The sequence below is a fragment of the Kocuria subflava genome (genome assembly GCF_012163155.1).
GTDB lineage: Bacteria > Actinomycetota > Actinomycetes > Actinomycetales > Micrococcaceae > Kocuria > Kocuria subflava.
Genome location: NZ_JAAVUN010000023.1, coordinates 14,666 through 38,726, shown reverse-complemented (window position 1 = coordinate 38,726; position 24,061 = coordinate 14,666). Strand labels below are relative to the sequence as shown.

Below are 24,061 nucleotides of genomic sequence, written 5' to 3'. Positions count from 1 at the left end.
GGGATTCCATACCCCGGCTGAGAAACTCAACGAGTTCCTCACACGTGTTGCACTCACCCCCTGAAACCGCCTGGGTCAGGGGCGATCAAACGGCCTACTCGGCGGGGAAAGGGGTGGCTCCGACTCGGCGGGGAAGGAGGGGAGAAGGTCAGGCCTGGGCCAGGTCCCGTGCCGGGGTGTTGGCCGTGGTGGGTGCATCCACGAACGCGCCGCGGTACTTGGCCGCCGGGTGGGTGTCCAGCACCTTGGACTGACCGGCACCGTAGAGGTTCTCCCGCAAGGTGGAGCCCTCGTACTCGGTCCGGTAGCGCCCACGCTTCTGCAGCTCAGGCACCACGTATTCCACGAAGTCCTCGAACGAGCCCGGGGAGACGTGGTACGCCAGGTTGATGCCGTCCAGGCCGCCGTCGTCGATCCAGGTCTCCAGCTGATCCGCAACGGTCGCCGGGGAGCCCACCAGCACCGAACCCATGCCACCGATCGCGCAGTGAGCGGCGATGTCCCGCCGGGTCCAATCGCGGGACTTGTCCTGCATGGTGAAGGGCGCCAGGAAAGACTGGATGGACTCGGTCTGGACGTACTTGAGCACCTCGTCCTCGTCGAACTGGGACAGGTCCACCCCGGACCAGCCGCCGATGATCGCCTGGGAGGACTCCAGGTTCACGTACTGCAGGTAGTCGCGGTACTTGGCCTCGGCCTTGGCGTCAGTCTCATCCACGACGACGGAGAGCATGGCGTAAATCTTCAGGTCGTCCCGGTCACGGCCGGCGTCCTCCACCTTGTCCCGGAAACGATCCGTCATGTATCGGGTCAGATCCGGGCGCAGGGCGGTGATGAAGGCGGCCTCCGCGTGCTTGCCGGCAAAGGCCTGGCCGCGGGAGGAAGCGCCGGCCTGGAAAATCAGTGGAGTGCGCTGCGGGCTGGGCTCGGTCAGGGCGGCTCCGGGCACGGTGAAGTGCTTGCCGTAATGCTGGATGGGGTGGACCAGGTTGGGATCTGCGTACAGACCGCGCTCCAGGTCCTTGACCACAGCACCGTCCTCCCAGGATCCTTCCCAGAGCTTGTAGCAGACGTCCAGGAACTCATCGGCGATCTCGTAACGTAGATCGTGTTCGATCTGGCGCGGCAGCCCCTGGTTCTCGGCGGCCGATGCCAGGTAGGAGGTCACCACGTTGAAGCCCACACGCCCGCGGGTCAGGTGGTCCAGCGTGGCGTACTTACGGGCCAGCGTGTAGGGCTGCTCGTACGTCACAGCGATGGTCACGCCAAAGCCCAAGCTCTTGGTCACTGCCGCCATGGCGGAGATCTGCATGAAGGGATCGTTGACCGGAACCTGTGCGCCGTCGGCAATGGATGGTGCCGCGGAGTTCTTGTAGACGTCATAAATCCCCACCACGTCCGCCAGGAACAGGGCATCGAACTTGCCGCGCTCCAGGGTCTTGGCCACGTCAGTCCAGTACTCGATGGTGTTGTACTCGGTGGCCCGCGAGCGCGGGTGACGCCACAGGCCGAAGCTCTGATGGCCCACACATGTCATGTCGAATGCGTTGAGGGAAATCCGCTTGCTCACGCGAGGTCTCCTAGGAGTCTGCTCAGACCCACGCCCCGCGCGCCACCTGCGATGACCATCCTGCGGGTCCAGCGCTTGGGTGCGCCGTACTTGCCACACGCGGTGTGTCGTGCGGCCCGATCCTCACCTGGGGCACCCCGCTACGGGAGAGGGTTGCCGTCCGGCCAGCCAGGGCTACGCACCGGAACTCATGATCGTTCTGGTTCAACAGCATAACGACGACGCAGGTGCCGCGCGAACTCGGCGCTGAACTGATTTGCTCCGGTCCCCGGACTCAGAGTTCAATGACTGTGGTTCCCATCCAGAGCGGCTCAAGAGACCTGGCTCGTCGACGCCGCAGCAACCCTGCAGCCAGAACCGTCACAACCCGCGGTGCCTGCACTCGGTGCTAATGCCAGGACCGATGGAGTGTGATTGCTGATGTCTTCGCGCTTGCCCGCCGCCACCAACCAGAGCGAACAGTCGTTCTCCGATCCGGCGAACCCCACGCCCAATCCGGCGTTGATCTCTGATGATGCCCGGATTGACTTCTGGGCCGCCCAGGCATCCCGCCTGGACTGGGCGGAACCGTGGCACACCACCCACCGCTTCGAGAAACCACAGGTGATCGGTGAGGACCAGGACGGCAACCCCACCTACTCGGTCCCTGAAATCGCCTGGTTTGAAGGCGGCAAGCTCAACGTGGCCCACAACTGCGTGGATCGTCATGTGGAGGCCGGCCGCGGGGACCACGTGGCCCTGTACTTTGAGGGCGAGCCCGGCGACAGGTTGGTCTACACCTACGCTGACCTGCAACGTGAGGTGGCCCGCGCCTCTCACGCTTTGACCGATTTGGGTGTGGTCAAGGGCGACCGCGTGGTAATCTACCTGCCCGTGATCCCGGAGACCGTGATCATGACGTTGGCCTGCGCGCGCATCGGCGCCATCCACTCACTGGTCTTCGGCGGGTTCTCCGCGGAAGCCTTGAAGTTCCGCGTGGAGGACACCGGCGCCAAGGTCCTGGTCACCACCGACGGCCAGAACCGCCGAGGCAAGGTGGTCCCCGTCAAGGTCAACGCCGATGAGGCATGCAGCGGGGACAACCAGATCGAGCACGTCGTCGTTGTTCGGCGAACCTCCCGGCCCGGCAACAAGCAACTGGCAGCGGGAACCCGCGGCGCCCGCTCCAACGACGAACTCGAGGTCCCCTGGACCCCCGGGCGGGACGTGTGGTGGCACGACCTCATCAAGGACGCCCCCACCGTCCACACCCCGGAATTCTTTGACGCCGAAACCCCGCTGTTCATCATTTACACCTCCGGAACCACCGGCCGCCCCAAGGGCCTCGTGCACACCATGGGCGGATACCTGGTGCAGACCGCCTACACGCACGCACTGCTCTTCGACCTCCTCCCGGACACGCTCGACGACGACGGCGCCCTGCGCCCCGATGAACTCTCCATGGTCAACGACCCAGCCAAGGTGGATTCCACCGTCCACTGGTGCACGGCTGACCTGGCCTGGGTCACCGCGCACACCTACGAGATCTACGGGCCGCTGGTCAACGGGGTCTCCGAGGTGATTTACGAGGGCACCCCCAACACCCCGCATCCGGGCCGTCATTTTGAGGTGATCGAGCGCTACGGGGTGACCAACTACTACACGGCTCCCACGCTGATCCGCTCCCTGATGGGGGCTTTCCCGCACGGGATCCCGCAGATCTACAACTTCTCCTCCGTCCGGCTGCTGGGCTCCGTGGGTGAGTCCATCAACCCGGAGGCGTGGCGGTGGCTGAGGTCCCAGATCGGGCGAGACCAGGTGCCGTTCGTGGACACCTGGTGGCAGTCGGAGACGGGGTCCTGCGTGGCCTCCCCGCGCCCGCACGATCCGCAATTCGCCCCGCCGGGCACCTTTGCGGCGGGTACCCCGGGCACCTCCCCCAAGCCGGGGTGTGCCACACGTGCCATTCCGGGGGTCTCCGTGCGGGTGCTGGATGAATCCGGTGAGCCGGTGGAAACGGGCCACCAGGGGTTGGCCGTGGTGGACAAGATCGGCCCGTCCATGGCCCGCACCGTGTGGGGAGATCCGCAGCGCTACCTGAGCTCCTACTGGCAGCAGTACGGCGAGCGCGGATGGTTCCTGGCAGGCGACGGCGCCCGACTGGATGACGACGACGATCTCTACATCCTGGGACGCGTGGATGACGTCATCAACGTCTCCGGGCACCGGCTGTCCACCATCGAGATCGAATCGGCGCTGGTCACCCACCCGTTGGTGGTGGAGGCCGGAACCACCCCCGTTGAGGATCCGTTGACCGGGCACGCCGTCCTGGCCTGTGTGGTGTTGACGCCCGCCGGTGCCGAGGTGTCCGCGACCCAACTGCACGATGAGCTGTGCGCCCACGTGACCCGGGAAATCGGACCGATCGCCAAACCGCGCGAGGTCATTGCGGTCCCCGATCTGCCCAAGACCCGCTCCGGCAAGATCACCCGGCGCTTGTTGGCCCAGCTCTACCACAACCAGCCCCTGGGTGATCGCTCCTCACTGCAGAACGAAGAAGCCCTGGATGCCATTGCGGACGTCATGTCTGCTCGGCGATCCTGAACATCAGAGAATCAACCAACCCATCCCACAGGAGGAATGCATGGCTGAGCACCAGTTCGGGTTTCGCACACGCGCCCTGCACGCCGGTGGAACCCCGGATGCCGAACACGGCGCCCGGGCGGTCCCGATCTACCAGACCAGTTCATTCGTGTTCAAGGACGCCGACGACGCCGCCAACCTGTTTGCTCTGTAGAAGTACGGCAACATCTACTCCCGGATCGGCAACCCCACCGTGGCGGCGTTCGAGGAACGGATTGCATCCCTGGAGGGCGGCATCGGCGCCGTCGCCACCTCCTCCGGCATGGCGGCCGAGTTCATCACGTTCGCCGCGCTGTGCGGGTACGGGGACCATGTGGTGGCCTCCTCCCAGCTCTACGGTGGAACGGTCACCCAGCTGGATGTGACCCTGCGGCGCTTTGGGGTGGAAACCACCTTTGTGCGCGGTACTGATCCGGCCGACTACCGTGCGGCCATCACACCGACCACCAAGGCGATTTACACCGAGTTGGTGGCCAACCCCTCCGGTGAGATCGCCGATCTGGAAGGCCTGGCGGCGGTGGCCCATGAGGCCGGGATCCCGCTGGTGGTGGATGCCACGCTGAACACCCCGTACCTGTCCCGGCCGCTGGAGCACGGCGCGGACATCGTGATCCACTCCGCCACCAAGTTCCTGGGCGGGCACGGCACCACCCTGGGTGGTGTGGTGGTGGAATCCGGGCGGTTCAACTGGGGCAACGGGAACTTCCCGCCCATGACCGAGCCCGTCCCCTCCTACAACGGTGTGAGCTGGTGGGGGAACTTTGGCGAATACGGGTTCCTGACCAAACTGCGTTCCGAGCAGCTGCGTGACATCGGACCGGCCCTGGCCCCGCAGTCCGCGTGGAACCTGCTGCAGGGCGTGGAGACCCTGCCGCAGCGCATGGACGCCCACGTGGCCAACGCCCGCTCGGTGGTCGAATGGCTCAACACGGATCCCCGCATCTCCTACGTGAACTACGCCGGTCTGCCGGACCACCCGCATCACGAGCGCGCCGCCAAGTACCTGCCGCAGGGTGTGGGCTCGGTCTTCGCCTTCGGTGTGGCAGCCACGGACGCCTTGAGCGCACGCGAGGTGGGTTCGCGGTTCATCGGCAGCCTGCAACTGGCCTCCCACCTGGCCAACATCGGGGATGCCCGGACCCTGGTGCTGCACCCGGCCTCCACCACCCACCAGCAGTTGACCGCGGAGCAGCTGGCCTCCGGTGGCGTGGGTGAGGACTTGATCCGCATTTCCGTGGGCCTTGAAGATCCCGAGGACATCTTGTGGGATCTGGACCAGGCCCTGACAGCCGCCACCGGGCTCACCGGGGACGGCACCGCATCGTCCACCACCCCTGCCCAGAACGGAGGCAAGTGATGAGCAGCGAACGCACTTGGGTGGGGCCATCTGCCCCCGAACGGTTGAACATCCTGCACGGATCACAGTCCGTGGCGATCGTGGGCATGTCAGACAAGCCCGCCCGCGCCTCCTACTTTGTCTCCACCTACCTCCTGTCCTCCTCCCCCTACAGGGTCTACTTCGTCAACCCGATCCTGGCCGCCAAGGGAGTGGACGTCCTGGGACAACCGGTTTACGCCTCACTGGCGGATCTGCCGGAGGTCCCGGATGTGGTGGATGTGTTCCGCAAGCACGACGACCTCCCGGAAGTCGCCCGTGAAGCCGTGGAGATCGGAGCCAAGACCCTCTGGCTGCAGCTGGGTTCCTGGAACGAGGAAGCCGCTGCCATTGCCGAGGACGCCGGGCTCAACGTGGTCATGGACCGGTGCGTGAAGATCGAACATGCCCGCTTCCACGGCGGCCTGCACCTGGCCGGCTTCAACACCGGGGTGATCTCCTCCAAGCGACAGGTCCTGGCCTGAGCAAACGCATGAGCTGGCCGACCGGCATCACCGGTGCCGTCGTCGTCGTTGTGTGAATTGGGAACGGAAAAGTGCCGCGAACGTTGGGTTCGCGGCACTTTTCCATTCCCAAGTTCTTGAGGGGTATCCGGAAAACCTCTGGTCACCTGGGGTTCACTCGGTCATGATGTGATGTGGCCAACTAGCCGGTAACTTGCCCGCTGCCTCCACACCGGAGCTTGTGTGACCGGTGACCACGTAGCTCACCACTGACCGAAGGACCTCTCCCATGTCCCGTCGCACCACACCGTCGTGCATCGCTGCCCTGGCGGCCGGAATCCTGACCACCACCTCTTTTGTGGTCCCGGCCTACGCGGATGAGACACCGTCCAACGCCATTGACCTGCTGTACTTCAACGACTACCACGGTCGCTTGGACTCCCGACCGGTCCAGTTCGCCGGTGCCATTGAGTCCGAGCGCACGGAGAACTCCTTGTTGATCTCCGGTGGGGACAACATCGGTGCCTCCGAGTACACCTCCGCCTCCCAGCAGGACAACCCCACCCTGGACATGCTCAATGCCCTGGACCTGGATGTCTCTGCCGTGGGCAACCACGAGTTCGACCAGGGCCGCGATGACCTCACCGGCCGTGTGACGGACCGCGCGGATTTCCCGTACCTGGCAGCCAACGTGCGCGTGGGCGATGCCAACGGCCCCTTGCTCATGGAAGGCGAGGGCCATGACGGCAGCGGCGCTTACGACCTGTTCGAGCGCGACGGAGTGACCATTGCCGTGATCGGGGCCGTCACGCAGGCCACGCCGGAGAAGGTGGCGCCCTCCGCCGTCGCCGGTCTGGTGTTCACCGACCCCGTGGCAGAGGTCAACGCCGTGGCCGATCAGCTGGAGGCGGACGGCACCGCTGATGTGATTGTGGCCGCCTATCACGACGGCTCCGCCACGGAGGCCCAGGCCGCCACCGACCGGTTCTGGACGGAGACCTCCCCCAACGTGGATGTGATCTTTGGCGGGGACTCCCACGCGGAGTACAACCTGACCCAGGACGTCGACGGCGACGGCACCCCCGACCGTGCGTACATGCAGACCGGTTCCTACGGGGCGAACATGGGCAAGGTGTCCTTCACCTACGATTCCACCACCGACTCGATCGACCTGACCAGCACCCTGACACCCACCTCCCAGATTGTGGCCGGACGCAGCGAGGACGAGCTGGTGGCCGCCTACCCACGGGTGGCCCAGGTCAACACCATTGTTGACTCCGCCGTGGCGGTGGCCAATGAGATCGGTTCCACCCCCGCCGGTGAGATCTCCGCGGACATCACCACCGCTTTCGGCGCCAATTCCTCCGGAGCCGTGGTGCGCGATGACCGCCAGAACGAATCCGCCCTGGGCAATCTGATCGGCCAGGCCTTCCGCAACGAGCTGGCCGACTCCCACGGAGTGGACATCGGCCTGATCAACCCGGGTGGCATCCGCAATGAGTTCTACTATGCGGACAACCCGGCCGAGAGCATCGACGGCGACCGCGACGGCGTGGTCACCGAGGCCGAGAGCAACAACGTGTTGCCGTTTGCCAACAACATGAACACCATCGATCTCACGGGCGCCCAGTTCAAACAGGTCCTGGAACAGCAGTGGCAGCCGGCCGGAGCATCGCGGGCGTTCCTGCACCTGGGGCTCTCGGAGAACGTGCAGTACACCTTTGACGAATCCCGTCCCCCCGGTGATCGCATCACCTCCATCACGGTGGATGGCGCGCCCATTGATCCGGCCGCCACCTACACCGTGGCTTCCGTGTCCTTCCTGCTGGATGGTGGCGATGGCTTCACCGCCTTCACGGAAGGCACCAACTTCACGGACACCGGCCGGATCGACCGTGAGGTGTTCTCCGACTACCTGGGTGAGGCTTCTGCCTCGGCTCCGGTGGCTCCGCAGTTCGACCGCCGTGCGGTGAACCTCTCCAACGTTCAGACCCAGGGCAACACGGTGAGTTTTGACCTCAAGGAGCTCAACATGACCTCCTTGGGTGCACCGGCCAACAGCCAAGTGCAGATCCGCAAGGGTGGTGCCAACGGTGAGGTGATTGCTGAGACACCGGTCAGCGGTGAGGCCACCCGCGGTGCGGATGGCCTGATCGGCGGCACCGCTTCCGTGTCCTTTGACCGCACCCGCCTGGGTGGCGAACAGGCCTATCTGACGGTTGAACCGGCAGGCACGGCCATGCTGCTGACCGACTCCGTCCTGGGTCAGGCCACTCCCGTGGACCCCGAACCGGGGACCGTGACCTTCACCGATGTGTCTGAAGGCATGCAGCACTACGAGCACATCATGTGGATGGCCCAGAACGGAATCTCCCGCGGGTGGGTCAACCAGGACACCGGGACCGCCGAGTTCCGCCCGCTGCAGCCCGTCAACCGGGATGCCATGGCTGCCTTCCTGTACCGCATGGCTGGTGAACCGGAGGTGACCCTTCCGGAGAACTCCCCGTTCACGGATGTGACGCCGGGTCAGGCGCACTACAAGGCCATCGTGTGGGCCCAGCAGGAAGGAATCGTCCAGGGCTGGGCGGACGGCACCTTCCGCCCCACACAGCCGATCGCCCGTGACGCCATGGCTGCTTTCCTCTACCGCATGGCCGGAGAACCGGCCGGTGACCTGCCCGCAACCTCTCCGTTTGTTGACGTCAACGCGGACATGCAGCACTACAAGGCCATGGTTTGGATGTCCCAGACGGGGCTCTCCACCGGCTGGGAGGACGGCACCTACCGTCCGTTCAGCCCCACCAACCGTGACGCCACCGCAGCCTTCCTGCACCGGTTCGACCAGCAGTTCGACCTGACCACCGGAAACTGACAGGCAGGAAACACCGTGAACAACTCCAAGCGCTACTGGACCCTGCCCGCAGCCACCCTGATGGCCGTCCCTGCCGCCCTGGCCTTCACCACCCCCGTGGTGGCAGCCCCGCAGGACACTGCAACTGGTACGGACGGCCACGTTGTGATCAACGAGGCCTACGTCAACGGCGGATCCACCAGTGCCGCCTACACCCACAAGTTCGTGGAGCTCTACAACCCCACGGATTCACCGGTGGACCTGACGGGGTGGAGCCTGCAGTACCGTTCCGCCACCGGCACGGCTGCCTCCAACAACCTGGTCGCCCTTACCGGGAGCATCCAGCCCGGAGAACACTATTTGGTGGCCGGCGGATCCAATGGCACCACGGGCCAGCCCCTGCCCCAGGCCGACCTGGACGCCGGGAACCGGTTGAACCCGGCCGGTACCCGTGGCACCTTTGTGCTCTCCGAGACCGCAACGGCCCTGACCCTCCCCACAGGCTCCGTCACCGGCAACGACGACGTGGTGGACCTCTTGGGATACGGCACCACCAACACCTTTGAAACTGCGGCGGCACCTGCCCCCACCTCCAACGCGGATGCGCGGTCCTTGAACCGCACCGACGGTGTGGACACGGACAACAACGCTGCGGATTTCACGCTGTCTGACCAGGTCACAGCGCAATCAGGTGTTGACGACGCCCAAGTTCCGGAACCGAGTGGTTCCCCCACGGCATCGCCGTCGTCGGAGCCGAGTGCCGAACCCACTGCTGAGCCGACCACCCAGCCCGGTGAGCTGCTGAGCATCGCACAGATCCAGGGCACCGGGGACACCACGCCGTACCTCAACCAGACCGTGCGCACCCGCGGCGTGGTCACGGCGGTCTACGCGACCGGTGGCCTCAACGGCTTCCAGGTGCAGACCGAGGGAACCGGCGGTGACCTGGGCGAGGACCACACGGCCACCGACGGCGTGTTCGTGTACGCACCCAATGCTGTGAACTCGGTGCAGTTGGGCGACCACGTGGAACTGACGGGCACGGCGCAGGAGTACTTTGGGCAGACGCAGATCTCCGTACAACCTGCAGGTGTCACGGTGTTGAGCGACCCTGCGGAAGCCGTGAAACCTGCCGACGTCGCCTGGCCGACCTCCGACACTGAGCGGGAAGCCCTGGAAGGCATGCTGCTGCAGCCCATCGGGACCTTCACGGTCACCAACAATTACGGGCTGAACACCTACGGAGAAATCGGTCTGGCCACAGGCCATGACGTCCTGCGCACACCCACTGACGTGGCGGCACCGGGCTCTGCGGAAGCTGAGGCGGTTGCTGCAGACAACGCGGCGCGCAAGGTGATTCTGGATGACGGCTCCACCTGGAACTACGGCAATCTGGGGACCTACGGCAATCAGCCCCTGCCGTATCTGAGCCTGGAGAATCCAGTGCGTATGGGCTCCTCCGTGACGTTCGATCAGCCTGTTGTGCTCGGCTACGGCCACAACGAATGGCGGCTCCAGCCACTTCAGCAGGTCACCGGAGACACAGCCGATGCCGTGCCGGTGGTGTTCCAGAACGACCGTTCCGAATACGCGGCACCGGCCGAGGTGGGCGGAGACGTCCAGCTGGGCACCTTCAACGTGCTCAACTACTTCACCACGTTGGGCGAGTCCGAGGCTGGTTGCGGTTCCTACAACGACCGCAGCGGAAACCCCCTGACCACCCGCAACTGCAACGTCCGTGGCGCCTATGACCAGGACTCCTTCCAGGCCCAGCAGGACAAACTGGTCTCCGCCATCAACGGCCTGGACGCCGGTGTGGTGTCCCTGGAGGAGATCGAGAACTCCGCCAAGTTCGGGCAGGACCGGGATGCTGCCTTGTCCTCACTGGTGGATGCCCTCAACGCTGACGCCGAATCGGACAAGTGGGCCTACGTGCCGTCACCGGCCCACGTGCCTGCTGATGAGGACGTCATCCGCACGGCGTTCATCTACCAGCCCGCCCGAGTGGAGACTGTTGGCGAATCCGCGATTCTGGACGATCAAGTCAATTTCTCCAACGCCCGTGAGCCGTTGGCCCAGACCTTCCGCCCAGCCGGTGGCAGTGCTTCTGAGGATTTTGTGGTGGTGGTGAACCACTTCAAGTCCAAGGGCTCGGGCTCATCCGCCACCGGGGACAACGTGGACACCGGGCAAGGCGCCTGGAACGGGGATCGAACCCGGCAGTCACGGGCCATGTTGGAGTTCGCTCAAGGGTTTGCCGATCAAGCGGGGACGGACAAGCTGTTCCTGGTGGGCGACTTCAACTCCTACACGTTCGAGGACCCCATGCAGGTGCTCTACGACTCCGGGTTTGTGAACATCTCCCCGGAGGGCCAGTACTCCTACGCCTTTGACGGCATGGCGGGATCGCTGGACCACGTGGTGGCCTCCCCTGCTGCGGCACTGGCCGTGACGGGCTCGGACATCTGGGAGATCAACGCCCACGAATCCATCGGCATGGAATACTCCCGGCAGAACTACAACGTGGTGAACCTGTTTGCCCCTGACCAGTTCCGGGCCTCCGACCACAATCCGGCGCTGGTGGGCTTCGCCACCGGTTCCGAGCCCACGCCGGGGCCGACGGAACCCACACCAGAGCCGACCGAACCCACCGATCCGGCTCCGACTCCGGAACCGACGTCATCCAGGCCCAACCACCAGGGACCGCCCGCCTCCCACCCAGGACAAGGCAAGGTCCCGGACCATGTCCGTGAGCGCTGGGGTGTCACCGCGGGCCCACGACGCTGATCGGCAAGCCGGTAGCTGGCACCAACCTTATGTATGCGTGGAGACGGGCCCCTGAGAGGGCTGTCTCCACGCATACATAAGGTTGGTGCGGGCAAAACCTGGTTGGTCAGCGCAGGAGCGGGTTCAGCTCAGAACCTCAGCAGCCATGCGGTCGGCATCCGCCAAGGTGCGGGCCCCCAGTTCTGCCGGGGCGTGAGCTTCCGCGGCAATCGAAGTTCCCCATTGCGTAGAAGCCAACTGCAGCCCCAGGACCCAGATGTCCCGGGCCTGCCCGTCCGTACCCACAGCCCGATAGGGCGCTGCGGTGACATCCAAGCCGGGGCCGGGGACATGGGCTGCACCGTCATCAATGTGCAAGGACTTGGCGCGGACCAAACCGTTGTCGTGCATGGCGGTCAGCAGCGGGGAGATGTTGCGGCGGATCTCGTTGGGCGGGGACATGGCCTCGATCAACCAATCCGCACGGAACGGTTCATCAGCCACCCAGGGGGAACTGGCCTCAAAACATCCACGCTCCGCGTCCACCCGGAACACCGGGTTGGGCCCCAAGAACCGGACCACTCCGGCGCGTGCCAGGGCTGCCAGCTGGCGGATGCGCAGCGCAGGGGGGCCGGAGGCAAGGCCTTCCACCAACGGTGAGAAGCTGCGCATGAGTTCCTCGTACCAGGACTCATCCTGCAGACCACGCTCGGCCACCACCTGTTTGATCAAGGTCCGGGACCAGTTCAGGGAGGAGAACGCCACCTTGGCGGGGTCGTCCTCCCCAGCGGCAGAGCCTGCGGCATCCCTGTCCAACCAGTGCACCAGGGCTGCCGCGTACTCCTCATGGGAGCCGAACTTCTGATCCAGGAACGGGTAGGACTGCCACGTGATGTTCAACCGGTTCTGGTAGGCAACCGCCTGGTTGATCAGCCGCTCCACCTGCACGTCCCACGGGGCAACGTCCCGCTCTGTACCAGGGGTCAATTCAACAGCCGTGCCGGCGTAAACGCCCAGCGCAGCATCCAAGTCATCCAGGAACTGCTGTGCCGGACGGTCGAACACCTCCGGACGGACGCGGGCCAGAGTGCGGAAATACGTGCGGGTGGCATCCTTGCGCACCAACGGCAGGATGTCCCGGTTGAACACCAAATCCGGACCGGACACCAGGGAAACCACGGCCTCCCGCGTGAGGAACCGGTGGTCCAGGGATTGGGCGTAATACCCGGAGATCTCCGCTTTGGCCCGGTAGGGCGTGCCGCGGCGGGAGCCCACCACCACAAAGGGTTCCTGTCCGCAGGGTTTGTAGACCAATCGATCATCCGGCCCTTGAACAAACTCTCCCCCGCGGCCTTCGGTCAGTTCCGTGATGACATCGTGGAAATTCAGTCCCATGCCCCGCACCAACACCGTCTGACCCGCCGGCAGTTCATCCCAACGGACATCAGCCGGAACTGCCGGAGGTCGATAGTTCAGACCATGTTCAGCAGCGCCGTCCACCAGAGCCTTTTGATCTCGGCGCAGGTGCGCATCCAGATGCCCCAGCGCCAAGACCACGTGGTCCGCGGGGAGTTCCTGTTGCCCGGAGATCTCCACGGCAAACGGAGTTGTGCTGTCCTCCACAACGCGGGCACTCACCGCTTCATCACGGTGCACGGTCAGCTCAACGCCTGAAGGCAGTCCGGCTTGAAGGGTCCGGAACACCCAGTCCAGGTACAGCCCGTACACGCGCCGCGGCGGGAAATCGGTGGGACCCATGCCGGCCAAGACCACGCGGTCTTCAGACGTCAGAGCCGGATCATCCAAGGAACCGGCCCTCGCAAGGCTGCGCCACGCATCAAAGCTCATGTCCCGCAAGGCATCCAGTGGATCAACGGCCAGGACGCCGCAGTCGGCAATGACCGTGGGGAACAGGCTGGGAGTGTTCATGAGGTAACGGGGTGACTGGTTGACCCGCCACACATGCCCCGGACCCGGTGAGAAGGGATCCACCAGATCAATCCGCACGCGCCTGCCGGAAGCCGCAGCATGGGCCACCAGACGTTCCACGGCGGAAAGCCCCCGCGGACCGGCGCCGATGATCACCACGCGGGGCACACCCGTTGCCTCCCGGGGTTCACCACCGGCGAGCGCGTCATCACTCAAGGCATGGGAACCCAGGTCAGAGGACGAACGGGCAGGGGGAAGCACAGCGGTGTGGGGCGGGTTGGTCATGGCATCCAGGATAGTTCGGCACGGACCACGGCACACTGCGCCTACGCTCGGACCATGAGCGCCCACTCCCAGGATCAGCAGCCCGGCCATCTCACCCAGCCCAGCCATCTCACCCAGCCCGGCCATGGCAGCCAGCCCAGTCCACCCACTCAGTCCGGCCAGCCCAACACCGAACCCTGCGAGCCCCAGGACAACTTCCTGTGGCTGGAGGCCATTCACGATTCCCGCGCCATGGACTGGGTCCATGAGCAGAACATCCGCACGGAAGACCTGCTGGTGACCCCCGCCTTGGAGAAATTGGAGGCTGATGCCCTGGAGGTCATGGATTCCACGGACAAGATCCCCATGGTCTCCAAACAGGGCGAGTTCTACTACAACTTCTGGCGCGATGCCGACCACCCCCGCGGCATCTTCCGCCGGACCACCTGGGATTCCTGGATCAGTGACGACCCCCAGTGGGACGTGCTGCTGGACCTGGACGAGCTCTCCGCGCGGGAAGGCACGCCCTGGGTCTGGGCCGGTTCCCGTTTGCTGCGCCCGCAGTACACGGACGGGCACTGGCGCCGTGCCTTGATCTCCATGACCCCGGATGGTGGGGATGCCCGCCGTGTCCGGGAGTTCGACCTGGTGGATCGCGCTTTTGTGGCACCCCAGGACGGCGGGTTCGACCTTCCGGTGGCCAAGACCTCGGCCTCCTGGGTGGATGCCGACACCCTCGTGGTGGCCACGGAAACCGGCCCCGGCTCCCTGACGGCATCCTCCTACCCCGCTCAGGTTCGCCAGGTCACCCGTGGGTCTTCTGTGGAGGAGTCACCGGTGGTTTTTGACGTCCCCCACCACCACATTCAGGCGTGGGCCGGGCGTGATCACACCCCCGGGTTCGAGCGCACCCTGGCCCTGGACGTGATCGATTTCTTCCGCTCCGTGACCTACGTCCTGGATCCTGAGGGCACCCCGGTCCCTGTCCGGGTCCCGGAGTCCGTTGAGGTGGACATCCACAAACAGTGGGTGCTGTTCCGCCCGCAGGAACCGTGGCAACACAACGGGCAAACCCACGCGCCGGGCACGCTGTTGGCTGCCGAGTTGGAGGCTTTTCAGAACGGAAACACGGATCTTGAGGTGGTGTTCGAGCCGGATCCCCACACCAGTTTGCAGGGCTGGTCCTGGACGGCCGACCGCCTGATCCTGCGCCTGCTGCACAACGTTTCCTCGGCCACGCGAGTGGTCACCCCGGGCACCTGGAGCACCGAAGACTTCGGCACACAGTTGCAGCACCAGTCCACCTCCGTGTGGGCCGTGGACGACGAAGACCCCGAGCACGGCAACGACGTCTGGGTCTCCACCTCCGGTTTCCTCTCCCCCACCACCGTCATGCGCGCCACCCTGTCGGTCGGTTCTGCCGAAGGCTCGCAACCGCGGATGGTCAAGCAGGCGCCGTCGTTCTTTGATGCGCATTCACTGAGCGTTCAGCAGCACTGGGCCACCTCCGCGGACGGCACGCGCGTTCCGTACTACCAGGTGGGGCCGCGCGATCTGGTGCTGGATGGCCGCAACCCGGTGCTGCTCTCCGGCTACGGCGGTTTTGAGGTCTCCCGCACCCCCGCCTACTCCGGGGTCACCGGCCGCTCCTGGCTCACCCGAACCTTCACCAACAACGACGACGACGGCCCCGTGGCCACCCACCGCACAGGGATCTACGTGGTGGCCAACATCCGCGGCGGCGGGGAGTTCGGCCCGCAGTGGCACCGGGCGGCGTTGCAGGACAAGCGGCATCGCGCTTACGAGGACTTTGCGGCCGTGGCCCAGGACCTCCATGACCGCGGGGTCTCCACCCCGGCGTCATTGGCCTGCTCCGGTGGCTCCAACGGCGGGCTGCTGGTGGGCAACATGTTGGTGAGCCACCCGGATCTGTTCGGTGCCATTTCCTGCGGGGTCCCGCTGTTGGACATGCGCCGTTACACCAAGCTGTCCGCCGGGACCTCCTGGATCGCCGAGTACGGGGACCCGGAGGACCCCGCGCAGTGGGAATTCATCCGCACCTTCTCCCCGTATCACCTGGTGGAAGCGGGTGCCGACTACCCGCCCGTGCTGTTCTGGACCGCCACCAGCGATGACCGCGTGGGCCCCGTCCAGGCCCGCAAGATGGCTGCGCTGATGCAGGAGCAGGGGCACCGCAACGTCTGGTTCCACGAAACCCTGGAGGGTGGTCACGCCGGAGCGGGCGACAACAAACAGGCCGCCCGCTCGCACGCGCTGTCCACCGAGTTCCTGTGGAGGGCGGTCACCGGGACGCTGGTGTGAGCTTGCGGCCCCCTCCGTAGATCACCAGCTTGGCCAGTTCGATCACCAGGAAGATGACCACACCGGTGGCGGCGGTGATCAGGATTTCGTTGAGCTGAAGGTCGGAGGTTCCAAAGGCCAGTAGAAAACCCCCATGGTGGCACCACTGATCACCACGGAGGCCACCGCAATCTGAATCGCGTGACGCAACCGGACAATGGACTCCTTGGCCGCGGCCGGTTTGCGATTCACGATGCCGTCCTCAGCAGGCTCGAATGCGAACGCGAACGCCAGGGTCACGCCGGTGACCATGTTGACCCACAGGATCTGCAGGGGTGTCAACGGCAGGGTCCAACCCAGGAACATGGCAAAGAGGATCACCAAGGACTGCGCACCGTTGGTGGGCAGCAGGAACACGATCGCTTTGCACGGGTTGTCGTAGATCCGCCGACCTTCTTCCACCGCGGTCTCGATGGTGGAGAAGTTGTCGTCCCCCAGCACCGCCTCCGCGGACTCCTTGGTGACCTCCGTGCCCTTGATGCCCATGGCCACACCCTCATCCGCGCGGCGTAGGGCGGGGGCGTCGTTCACCCCGTCACCGGTCATGGCCACCACTTCCCCGCGGGACTGCAGGGCCTTGACCAGACGCAGTTTGTGCTCCGGGCTGGTGCGGGCGAACACGTTGTGTTTGCGGGCCAGCTCGGCCAGTTCGTCGTCGTCGGCCTGTTCGAGTTCCACACCGGTGACGGCACCGGCGCCGTCGTCGATGCCCATCTGACGGGCAATGGCGGTGGCCGTTCCGGCGTGATCCCCGGTGATCATCTTGACGGCGATCCCTGCGTCCTGGCAGGTCTGGACGGCGGTGATGGCCTCCTCCCGGGGCGGGTCCACGATCCCCACGATGCCCAGGAACTGCAGGTGCTCGCCCAGGGATTCGGGGGTGATCTCCTCACCGTCCTGGGGTTCGGCACGACGACGCGCTGCCGCCAGAACGCGCAGCCCCTGATTGCTGAGCTCCTCGATCCGCTGCTCCCACGCTGCTGTGTCCAGGTCCTGGTCGGCGCCGTCGCGATCAATCTGGCTGGTGGAACGGCTCAGCAAAACGTCCGGGGCACCCTTGACCAGAACCGAGGGTTGGTCCTGCCCGGGCAGTTCCAGTGCGGCCGCCATGAACTTGTAGTCCGAACTGAAGGGCAACGTGGTCTGCCGGCTGATGCTGCCGGTGTCCAGATCCAGCTTGGCAGCAAACGTGCGCAGCGCACCCTCCGTTGGTTCACCCACGATCTTCCAGCCGTCCGCGTCCTCCACCAGGTCGGCGTCGTTGACGGATCCCATGGCCTGGGCCAGCGGCAGCAAACCGGGGTGTGACAGGTCCAATTGCTCAGTCCCGGCGGTCACGGTGCCCGCGGGCTCGTACCCGGTTCCGGAGACCTCGAACTCCAGATCCCCACCACGCCGCGGACCACGGTCATCTCGTTCTTGGTCAAGGTCCCGGTCTTGTCCGAGCAGATGGTGGTCACGCTGCCCAGGGTCTGGACCGCCGGCAGCTTGCGTGTGATGGCGTTCTGCTTGGCCATGGTCTGCACGCCCAGGGACAGCCACTCGCTGAACGTGGCGATCTGCCGGGTCAGCGGGGTTTCCAGGGTCTCCACCGCGGACATCATCTGGTTGATCCGCCCGATCTCCGCCTGCTCGCCCGTGGCAACGACGACGCCGCTGCCCGCACCGCTGGCCAACAGGGAGCCGGAGAACAACAGGGAGCTGCGATCACCCAGGGCGGCATCCGCCTCCACCGTGGACCAGGATCCGTCACGTTTCACGCTGGCGTTGGCCGAGAGCATGTCCCGGATACCCTCAAGTGCCTTTTCCGCGCGACCCTCCTGCACAAAGCCGATCACCGCGTTGATGACCACCACCAGCAGGATCACCACGGTGTCCACCCATTCTTGGAGGACAGCGGTCAGTACGGCTGCAGCCAGCAGGACGTAGATCAGGACATCGTTGAAGTGCTTGAGGAAGCGCACCACCACGTTGCCCGTGCCGGATCCGGGAGTTTGTTGGGGCCAACGTGTTCGCGGCGTGCATCCGCTTGAGCGCACTGCAACCCGGTGTGCGGGTCCACGTCCAGGTGATCCATCACCTCCTGAGCGCTCAACGCGTGAGGATCGGTGACACCGTGGAAGGCTTCTTGGCTTCGATGCGGGGCTGTTGGGCTGGTGGACACTGAGTGCTCCTGTGGCACGCGGGCTCCCATCAGGGTGTTGTCGGTGCCCCACGCAATGCCGCCGCCTGATCCGAGTCAGTGTGGTGAGACGGCGGCGATCACTGGCAACCACCTGCCGCAGCCACAGGTTGACTGTGGGATTCTGCTGGCCGTGGCACGCTCGTCGGGGCCGTCAATCCAGCTTAGAAAGCATGCTCATGATGCGCACCTCCAGGACCGGAGTTGGCCGGACTTGCATTGGTGTTCGCATCACGGTGAGGCGGGCCGCGGCGTCGTCGATCCCGTTGCGACTGCGGCACCAGCACCTCCACCAGCCCTGGGTACGCAAGTCGCCATCCTCGGTACGTGTTTGGCCCAAGAACCGGCCCCTGGCTGGCCAAATGCGTACCGGGAGGTGGCGAATCGCGAACCGGCGGGCACCGAGAAGGCGCAGGCGGCGTGGGGAGCTTGGGGTTCGACGACGGGGTGGGAAGTTCCGCAGTCAGGCCCGGCACCCATGAAAGTGGCTGCGGTGTCAGTGCCGAGGACGTATCTGAATCACTGCAGTGACAAGAAAAGTGGTGCGGGTGCCAACAACAACGGTGCCCCTGCTATTGGCAGGGGCACCGTTGCTGGTCAAACCAGCGGAGACGGGGGGATTTGAACCCCCGGCCCAACTTTCGCCGGGCCCTTCATTAGCAGTGAAGTCCATTCGGCCGCTCTGGCACGTCTCCCCGCTGTTCAAGGATGAAACCACAGTTCATCCGGGTGAACAGCATGAGTCATGGTAGTCGGAGCCCATGATCCCGGTCAAAAACTCACCCCCGGGACGCCAGTACAAAGGGCAGGACGGCTGCGGCGCCGGCCAACCGTAGTTCACGGGCGGCCACCGTCAGGGACCATCGGCTGTCCACCAAGTCATCCACCAGCAGCACAGGTGCGCCGTTCATGTTGTCCAAGGCTGTCTGCAACTGTGGAGTGATCTGGAACTTCTGCCACACGGAGGCCAACTGGTAAGCCCCGTTGCCACCGGCACCACCGGGATGTCCGGGTGCCAAGGCCAGCTCACCCAGATAGGGCAGCCGCCCCGCACCGGCCAATCCCATGGCCAGGGATTGCACCAGTTGCGGGCGATGGACGGAGGGCATGGACACGATCCCCGCCGGTCGCCCGGCACCACTCCAGCCGTCGTGAGCCCATTGGGCCAGGACTTCCACGCAGGCCCGTCCGAGCTCCTGGTCCACGGGTTGATCCACGGGCGCACCCTGGGCGTCCGTGTGGAAAATCTCTCGCAGCCGGTTGCCCCACCCAAGATCCGTGAGTCGCGCAACCGCCCGGCCCGCCGCAGCCCGTTCGCCCGGGGCAATGGTGCCCTTGAGTGGCACCCCCAGCCGCTGCAGCCCAACCGGCCACTGCGCCCGTGGATCTATTTCCACACCAACACGCTTGAGGGTGGCGGTGGCGTTCTCCGCCGCCTGCTGGCTGACGTGGGTGGGATACCAGGCTCCCGCGCAGTTGTCGCAGCGCCCGCAAGGGGCGGCTTGGGGGTCATCCAGCTGTTCCACCAGCATCTGCATGCGGCACGTGGACTTGTTTTCGTAATCCAGCATGGCGTTCTGCTCGTTGATCCGGGCCTGATGAATCCGCTGATACCGGGGGGCGTCGTAATGCCAGGCCGCACCGGTGACCTGCCAACCACCCTGAACCTGCTCAACGGCGCCCTCGACCGCCAGAACCCGCAGCAACATGTTCAGCGGCGAGCGTTTGATGTCCACACGCGCCTCCAGCGCCCCAACACTCAAGGGCGCCTGCGCTTCACCCAGTTCCCGTAGCACGGCCCGAGCTTTGGCCTCCGTGGGCATGGAGGCAGTGGCAAAGTACTCCCAGATTTCACGGTCCTCCATGCCCGGCAACAGCAGCACGTCCGCGCGCTCCGTGGCACGTCCGGCGCGTCCCACCTGCTGGTAGTACGCCACAGGTGATGAGGGCGCCCCCATGTGCACCACAAAGCCCAGGTCCGGTTTGTCAAAACCCATGCCCAGAGCGGAGGTGGCCACCAGGGCCTTGACTTGGTTGTCCTTCAACGCGGATTCCAAGCGCTCCCGGTCTGCCGGATCCGTGCGTCCGGTGTAGGCCTCCACGTTGTATCCGGCTTCCCGCAGGGCATGGGCGGTATCCTCCGCCGCGCTGATGGTCAGTGCATACACAATCCCTGAGCCCTCCAAGGAGCCCAGGTGCTCCAACAACCAAGCCAACCGCACCGTGTTGGACGGCAAGCGCAGCACCCCCAGGCGCAGGGATGCCCGGGCCAGGGGACCCCGCAAGGTCATCACGGGCTCTCGCCCGCTCTCCACCAGCCCAACTCCCAACTGCTCCTGGACATCGTGAACCACACGCTGATTGGCCGTTGCCGTGGTGGCCAGCACCGGCACGGTGGGAGGCAGCTGGCGGATCAGGTCCTTGATGCGGCGGTAATCCGGGCGGAAATCATGCCCCCAGTCAGAGATGCAGTGGGCCTCGTCAACCACCAACAACCCCATGCGATTCACCAGCTGCGGCAACTGTTCTTCACGGAAGCGAGCGTTGTTCAAGCGTTCCGGGGAGATCAGCAGAACATCCACTTCATCCCGGTCCAGCTGTCCAAGGACCTGAGACCATTCGGTGGCGTTGGCCGAGCTGATGGACGCTGCGCAGACACCTGCCCGGGAGGCGGCTGCCACTTGGTCCCGCATGAGTGCCAGCAGAGGAGACACAATCAGCGTGGGCCCACGGCCACGGGCGCGCAACAACAGGGAGGCAATGAAGTACACGGCGGACTTGCCCCAACCGGTGCGCTGCACCACCAGGGCGCGGCGACTGTTCTCCACCAGCGCCTCAATCGCCTCGAACTGGCCCGGGTGGAAGTGCGCATCTGCGCGCCCTGTCAGGGCGTGCAGCAGGTCCACGGCCTGTTGATGAAGACCGGAGGTGGCGGGGGTGTTGTCCGAGGCAGCCATGGGAACAGTCTGGCAAGAGCCACGGACAACACAACCAAGAATTCAGCCCCTGTGGACAACACCCACGGCGGTGAGAAAAACGCGGTCCAAGCATGGCGTAGGGGTTGGGATCAGCCCCCCGACCGATCCCAACCCCGTCAACCCGCCGTCTCTCCCCAGATTCGGCGAGCCATGCGCCGCGCCGGCACCCCCCGATGCTCGGCACGTCGAGGCTCAGTCATGGAATGCCAACCGATGGTGAAGCCACCGGGAGGACTTCAAGCATGGCGCTGAGCCGTTGCATGAAATCGTGTCAGATCACCGCAGCTGTGGCATCCGCGGCATTGACCGCCTCTGTGAGGGCATTGCCTGCGGGTGACATCGGTTGATTCGCGCTCTGACGGCGGGTTTCAGGGGAGATCGGCAGATCCTGACCCGCACATCGCGGGGAGACCCGCCCCCTAAATAGGGACGGATTCCACCAGCATCCACCCCTGTTCAGCCCGCTCAGCAACCGCGCACGACGTCGCATTCACGTCATGAAGCGTCACGAAAAGGCCATGTCAGACCACGATGCCGCATACATACGGCTGTGTTCACCAGTGGAGGACTTCCTTCAACCGCTCTTCAAGCACCGGTGCTGTGGTCATGCCGAAGGTCTTGGTGATGTGGTCCAGGTCCCGGTAGACCATCACGTTGCCTACCACAGGACCGCAGCGGTCATCCGGGCAGTAGAGATCGGTCAGATCCACCAACGGAACCTCTGGATTCTGGTGATGGAACTCGTCCACCACGTCAGATCCACCCAGGGCATCTTCCACGGAGTCGGAGCACAGCGGACTGTTCTCCCCGTAGAGATCCACGCATTCGTACATGTCCCGCTCCCAGCGCGGGTTGTCCCGAACGCTGACCACGGCAATCCCTGCGTCCTTGAACGGCTGGACACCCTGGTTCCAGTGGGCCACCACTTCCTCACGGTCACCGTCCGCCAGGGAACGCGTCCCCTGCGCAATCACGGCATCCGGCTTCAGCTCAAGGACAGCTTCCCGTGCGGAGTTGTTGAACGCGTTGCATTCATGCGTGTAGTCCGGATTCTCCCCCGCGTAGCGGCATGCGGGGTAGAGGTAGCTGACCACCCGCCAGTTGTTGCGGTCGGCAATCACCTTCATGGGTTCGGAGAGCTGTTTGGCGTGGGAGTCCCCCAGCATCACCACGGTGTGCTCAGGCTCAACCGGTGCAGTCACCGCATCCGCTCCATCAGCCGCCGCATCCGCGGTGGGTTCATAGACGTAACACTCGCCGGAGTCCTCAAAGCCCTTGGGCAACTGGTCCTCCGTGCACTTGGGTCCGGGGTTGCCCCATTCGGCATCCACCTCCGACCACATGGGAATCGGCTCAAGACCGGGGAGATCGGCGTCGTCGTAGGTCCCGGCAGCAATGGCGGCGCCGGGATAGTTCTGGTCATTGCGTTCGTACATGGCCTGGGTGCGGGCGCGATTGTCCGTCCAGGCCTGGGCTGCGGTGACCGGCAGCGCCACCACGCCCACGATCGCCACCAACCGGACCAGCTCCCGCCGGGTGGAAGCGCGTTGCTTGGCCGACCGTGGCCGGGTCACGTAGGTGACCATCTGCTCTGTGGCCAGGGACAACAGGATGGAGGCGGCAATGATCCCCAGCCCCACACTCACCGGTACGGTGTCCTGCCCGGTGCGCAGCAGATACGTGATCATCAGGGGCCAGTGCCACAGGTAGATCCCGTAGGACCGGTCCCCCACCCAGGTCAGCCACGGCGCACGCAACGCGCCGTGCACTCCGCGCCGGCCACCGTGGTCCTTGACCACCAGAATCAGCACGGCACCCAGCGTGGGAACCAACGCGATCCACCCCGGGAACAGCGCCCCCGGCCCGGCCACAAAACCCGTGGCCACCACAGCGACGACGCCGCCCCACCCCAGCCACAAAGCCACCGTGCGGGGAATGGGCCCGGTGATGAGCAGTGCAGCCAGGGCACCCAGGGCGAACTCCCAGAGGCGCAGGCGGGTGTCGAAATAGGCTGGTGCGGGATTCACGTGAGTGGTGAACACGGAGGCAGCCAGGGACAGAGCAAACACCAGGCCGAAAACACCAATGGCCACGGTGCGAAACCGCAGTCTGCAGACCTTGGCGATCAGTGCAGCCAAGGCAATCAGGACCGGGAAGAGCACGAAGATCTGCCCTTGCACCGCCAAGGACCACATGTGTTGAACGGGGCTGGACGTGACTCCTCCGCCTGCGTAGTAGTCCACGGAGTGACTGGCCAGGTTCCAGTTCAGTCGGTAGGTGGCGGCAGCAAGGAGCTGTTCCCACAAGCTCTCCCACCGCGAGCGCGGATAGAAGGCGAGGGCCAGACCCAGCACACTGAGCAGCACAACCCCCACCGGCAGCAGCAGCCGCACAAAGGTCCGGGACCAGTAGTGCAGCAAACGCAGCGGTGTGCCGGTCTCCACTTTGCGGGCGAAGGAGAGGGTCAGCAGGTAGGCGGAGACCACGAAAAAGACGTCCACGCCGCCGGAGACGCCGCTGCCCCAGAGGTGAAAGGCCACCACCAGCAGCACTGCCAGCCCGCGCAGCCCCTGGATCTCTGGACGCCGGGATGCAGGAGATCCCGCGCGCCCGGCCGTGGAACCCGCAACGGGCGCCGGGGCGGCGGAGCCGGGCACAGGTGGGTCCTGAGGCAGACCGGTGGGTGCTGTGGAAGTGAT

General features: G+C 65.2%; 12 protein-coding genes, 1 tRNA gene, 1 pseudogene and 2 riboswitches. Of the genes and pseudogenes, 6 read left to right on the top strand and 8 right to left on the bottom strand.

The genetic code is table 11. The features are described from left to right. Positions 1-148 precede the first annotated feature (148 nt). Positions 149-1,570: an LLM class flavin-dependent oxidoreductase gene (locus GTW58_RS10740; protein ID WP_255409148.1), complete on the bottom strand. Its 1,422-nt coding sequence runs from the start codon at positions 1,568-1,570 to the stop codon at positions 149-151. Between the two features lie 81 nt (positions 1,571-1,651). Continuing rightward, a riboswitch (SAM riboswitch) is annotated at positions 1,652-1,766 on the bottom strand. 98 nt (positions 1,767-1,864) lie between these two features. Beyond that, positions 1,865-1,980: riboswitch (SAM riboswitch) on the top strand. 10 nt (positions 1,981-1,990) lie between these two features. On the opposite strand from GTW58_RS10740, the gene GTW58_RS10735 reads away from it, so the two are divergent. The 5 genes and pseudogenes from GTW58_RS10735 to GTW58_RS10715 all read left to right on the top strand — a co-directional run bounded on the left by GTW58_RS10735 (position 1,991) and on the right by GTW58_RS10715 (position 11,669). Further along, a complete protein-coding gene (locus GTW58_RS10735) occupies positions 1,991-4,153 on the top strand; it encodes an AMP-binding protein (protein ID WP_119933431.1) in 2,163 nt (720 codons plus the stop codon). Positions 4,154-4,193: 40 nt separating this feature from the next. Then, a pseudogene (locus GTW58_RS10730) lies at positions 4,194-5,549 on the top strand (O-acetylhomoserine aminocarboxypropyltransferase/cysteine synthase family protein). After that, on the top strand, positions 5,549-6,052 hold the full coding sequence (locus GTW58_RS10725; RefSeq protein ID WP_047689470.1) for a CoA-binding protein: 504 nt from the start codon (positions 5,549-5,551) through the stop codon (positions 6,050-6,052). Before GTW58_RS10730 ends, GTW58_RS10725 begins: the two are co-directional and overlap by 1 nt. Positions 6,053-6,320: 268 nt before the next feature. Further along, entirely contained in the window at positions 6,321-8,903 is a 2,583-nt protein-coding gene (locus GTW58_RS10720) for a 5'-nucleotidase C-terminal domain-containing protein (RefSeq protein WP_119933430.1), read from the top strand. Between the two features lie 15 nt (positions 8,904-8,918). Further along, a complete protein-coding gene (locus GTW58_RS10715) occupies positions 8,919-11,669 on the top strand; it encodes an ExeM/NucH family extracellular endonuclease (RefSeq protein WP_232818098.1) in 2,751 nt (916 codons plus the stop codon). 123 nt (positions 11,670-11,792) lie between these two features. Here GTW58_RS10715 and GTW58_RS10710 read toward each other — a convergent pair whose 3' ends face one another. Next, complete coding sequence (locus GTW58_RS10710) at positions 11,793-13,862, bottom strand: FAD/NAD(P)-binding protein (RefSeq protein ID WP_119933434.1); 2,070 nt, start codon at positions 13,860-13,862, stop codon at positions 11,793-11,795. A 54-nt stretch (positions 13,863-13,916) separates the two neighbouring features. On the opposite strand from GTW58_RS10710, the gene GTW58_RS10705 reads away from it, so the two are divergent. Continuing rightward, on the top strand, positions 13,917-16,163 hold the full coding sequence (locus tag GTW58_RS10705) for a prolyl oligopeptidase family serine peptidase (RefSeq protein WP_119933429.1): 2,247 nt from the start codon (positions 13,917-13,919) through the stop codon (positions 16,161-16,163). A 78-nt stretch (positions 16,164-16,241) separates the two neighbouring features. Here the strand turns inward: GTW58_RS10705 and GTW58_RS10700 are convergent, their stop codons facing one another. From GTW58_RS10700 to GTW58_RS10675, 6 genes are all read right to left on the bottom strand, one after another. Then, the gene (locus GTW58_RS10700) at positions 16,242-17,540 is read right to left on the bottom strand and encodes an HAD-IC family P-type ATPase (protein WP_119933428.1); all 1,299 of its coding nucleotides are present in this window, start codon (positions 17,538-17,540) and stop codon (positions 16,242-16,244) included. Then, positions 17,537-18,172: an HAD family hydrolase gene (locus tag GTW58_RS10695; RefSeq protein ID WP_157980538.1), complete on the bottom strand. Its 636-nt coding sequence runs from the start codon at positions 18,170-18,172 to the stop codon at positions 17,537-17,539. The genes GTW58_RS10700 and GTW58_RS10695 overlap by 4 nt, the downstream gene beginning before the upstream one ends. Further along, complete coding sequence (locus tag GTW58_RS15140; RefSeq protein WP_370448288.1) at positions 18,133-18,279, bottom strand: cation-transporting P-type ATPase; 147 nt, start codon at positions 18,277-18,279, stop codon at positions 18,133-18,135. Before GTW58_RS15140 ends, GTW58_RS10695 begins: the two co-directional genes overlap by 40 nt. A gap of 711 nt (positions 18,280-18,990) precedes the next feature. Continuing rightward, positions 18,991-19,079: transfer RNA gene (locus GTW58_RS10685), tRNA-Ser, on the bottom strand. 84 nt (positions 19,080-19,163) lie between these two features. Then, positions 19,164-21,341 (bottom strand): RecQ family ATP-dependent DNA helicase, encoded by a 2,178-nt coding sequence (locus tag GTW58_RS10680; RefSeq protein WP_119933425.1) that lies wholly within the window; start codon positions 21,339-21,341, stop codon positions 19,164-19,166. Positions 21,342-21,916: 575 nt separating this feature from the next. After that, positions 21,917-24,019 carry an acyltransferase family protein gene (locus tag GTW58_RS10675; protein ID WP_157980536.1) on the bottom strand — a complete coding sequence of 701 codons (2,103 nt, stop codon included), beginning with the start codon at positions 24,017-24,019 and terminating at the stop codon, positions 21,917-21,919. Positions 24,020-24,061 lie beyond the last annotated feature (42 nt).

Coding starts and splice junctions, on each gene's coding strand:
- GTW58_RS10735 (WP_119933431.1), top strand. CDS start 1,991: ATGTCTTCGCGCTTGCCCGCCGCCACCAACCAGAGCGAACAGTCGTTC.
- GTW58_RS10725 (WP_047689470.1), top strand. CDS start 5,549: ATGAGCAGCGAACGCACTTGGGTGGGGCCATCTGCCCCCGAACGGTTG.
- GTW58_RS10720 (WP_119933430.1), top strand. CDS start 6,321: ATGTCCCGTCGCACCACACCGTCGTGCATCGCTGCCCTGGCGGCCGGA.
- GTW58_RS10710 (WP_119933434.1), bottom strand. CDS start 13,862: ATGACCAACCCGCCCCACACCGCTGTGCTTCCCCCTGCCCGTTCGTCC.
- GTW58_RS10705 (WP_119933429.1), top strand. CDS start 13,917: ATGAGCGCCCACTCCCAGGATCAGCAGCCCGGCCATCTCACCCAGCCC.
- GTW58_RS15140 (WP_370448288.1), bottom strand. CDS start 18,279: ATGGATCACCTGGACGTGGACCCGCACACCGGGTTGCAGTGCGCTCAA.
- GTW58_RS10680 (WP_119933425.1), bottom strand. CDS start 21,341: ATGGCTGCCTCGGACAACACCCCCGCCACCTCCGGTCTTCATCAACAG.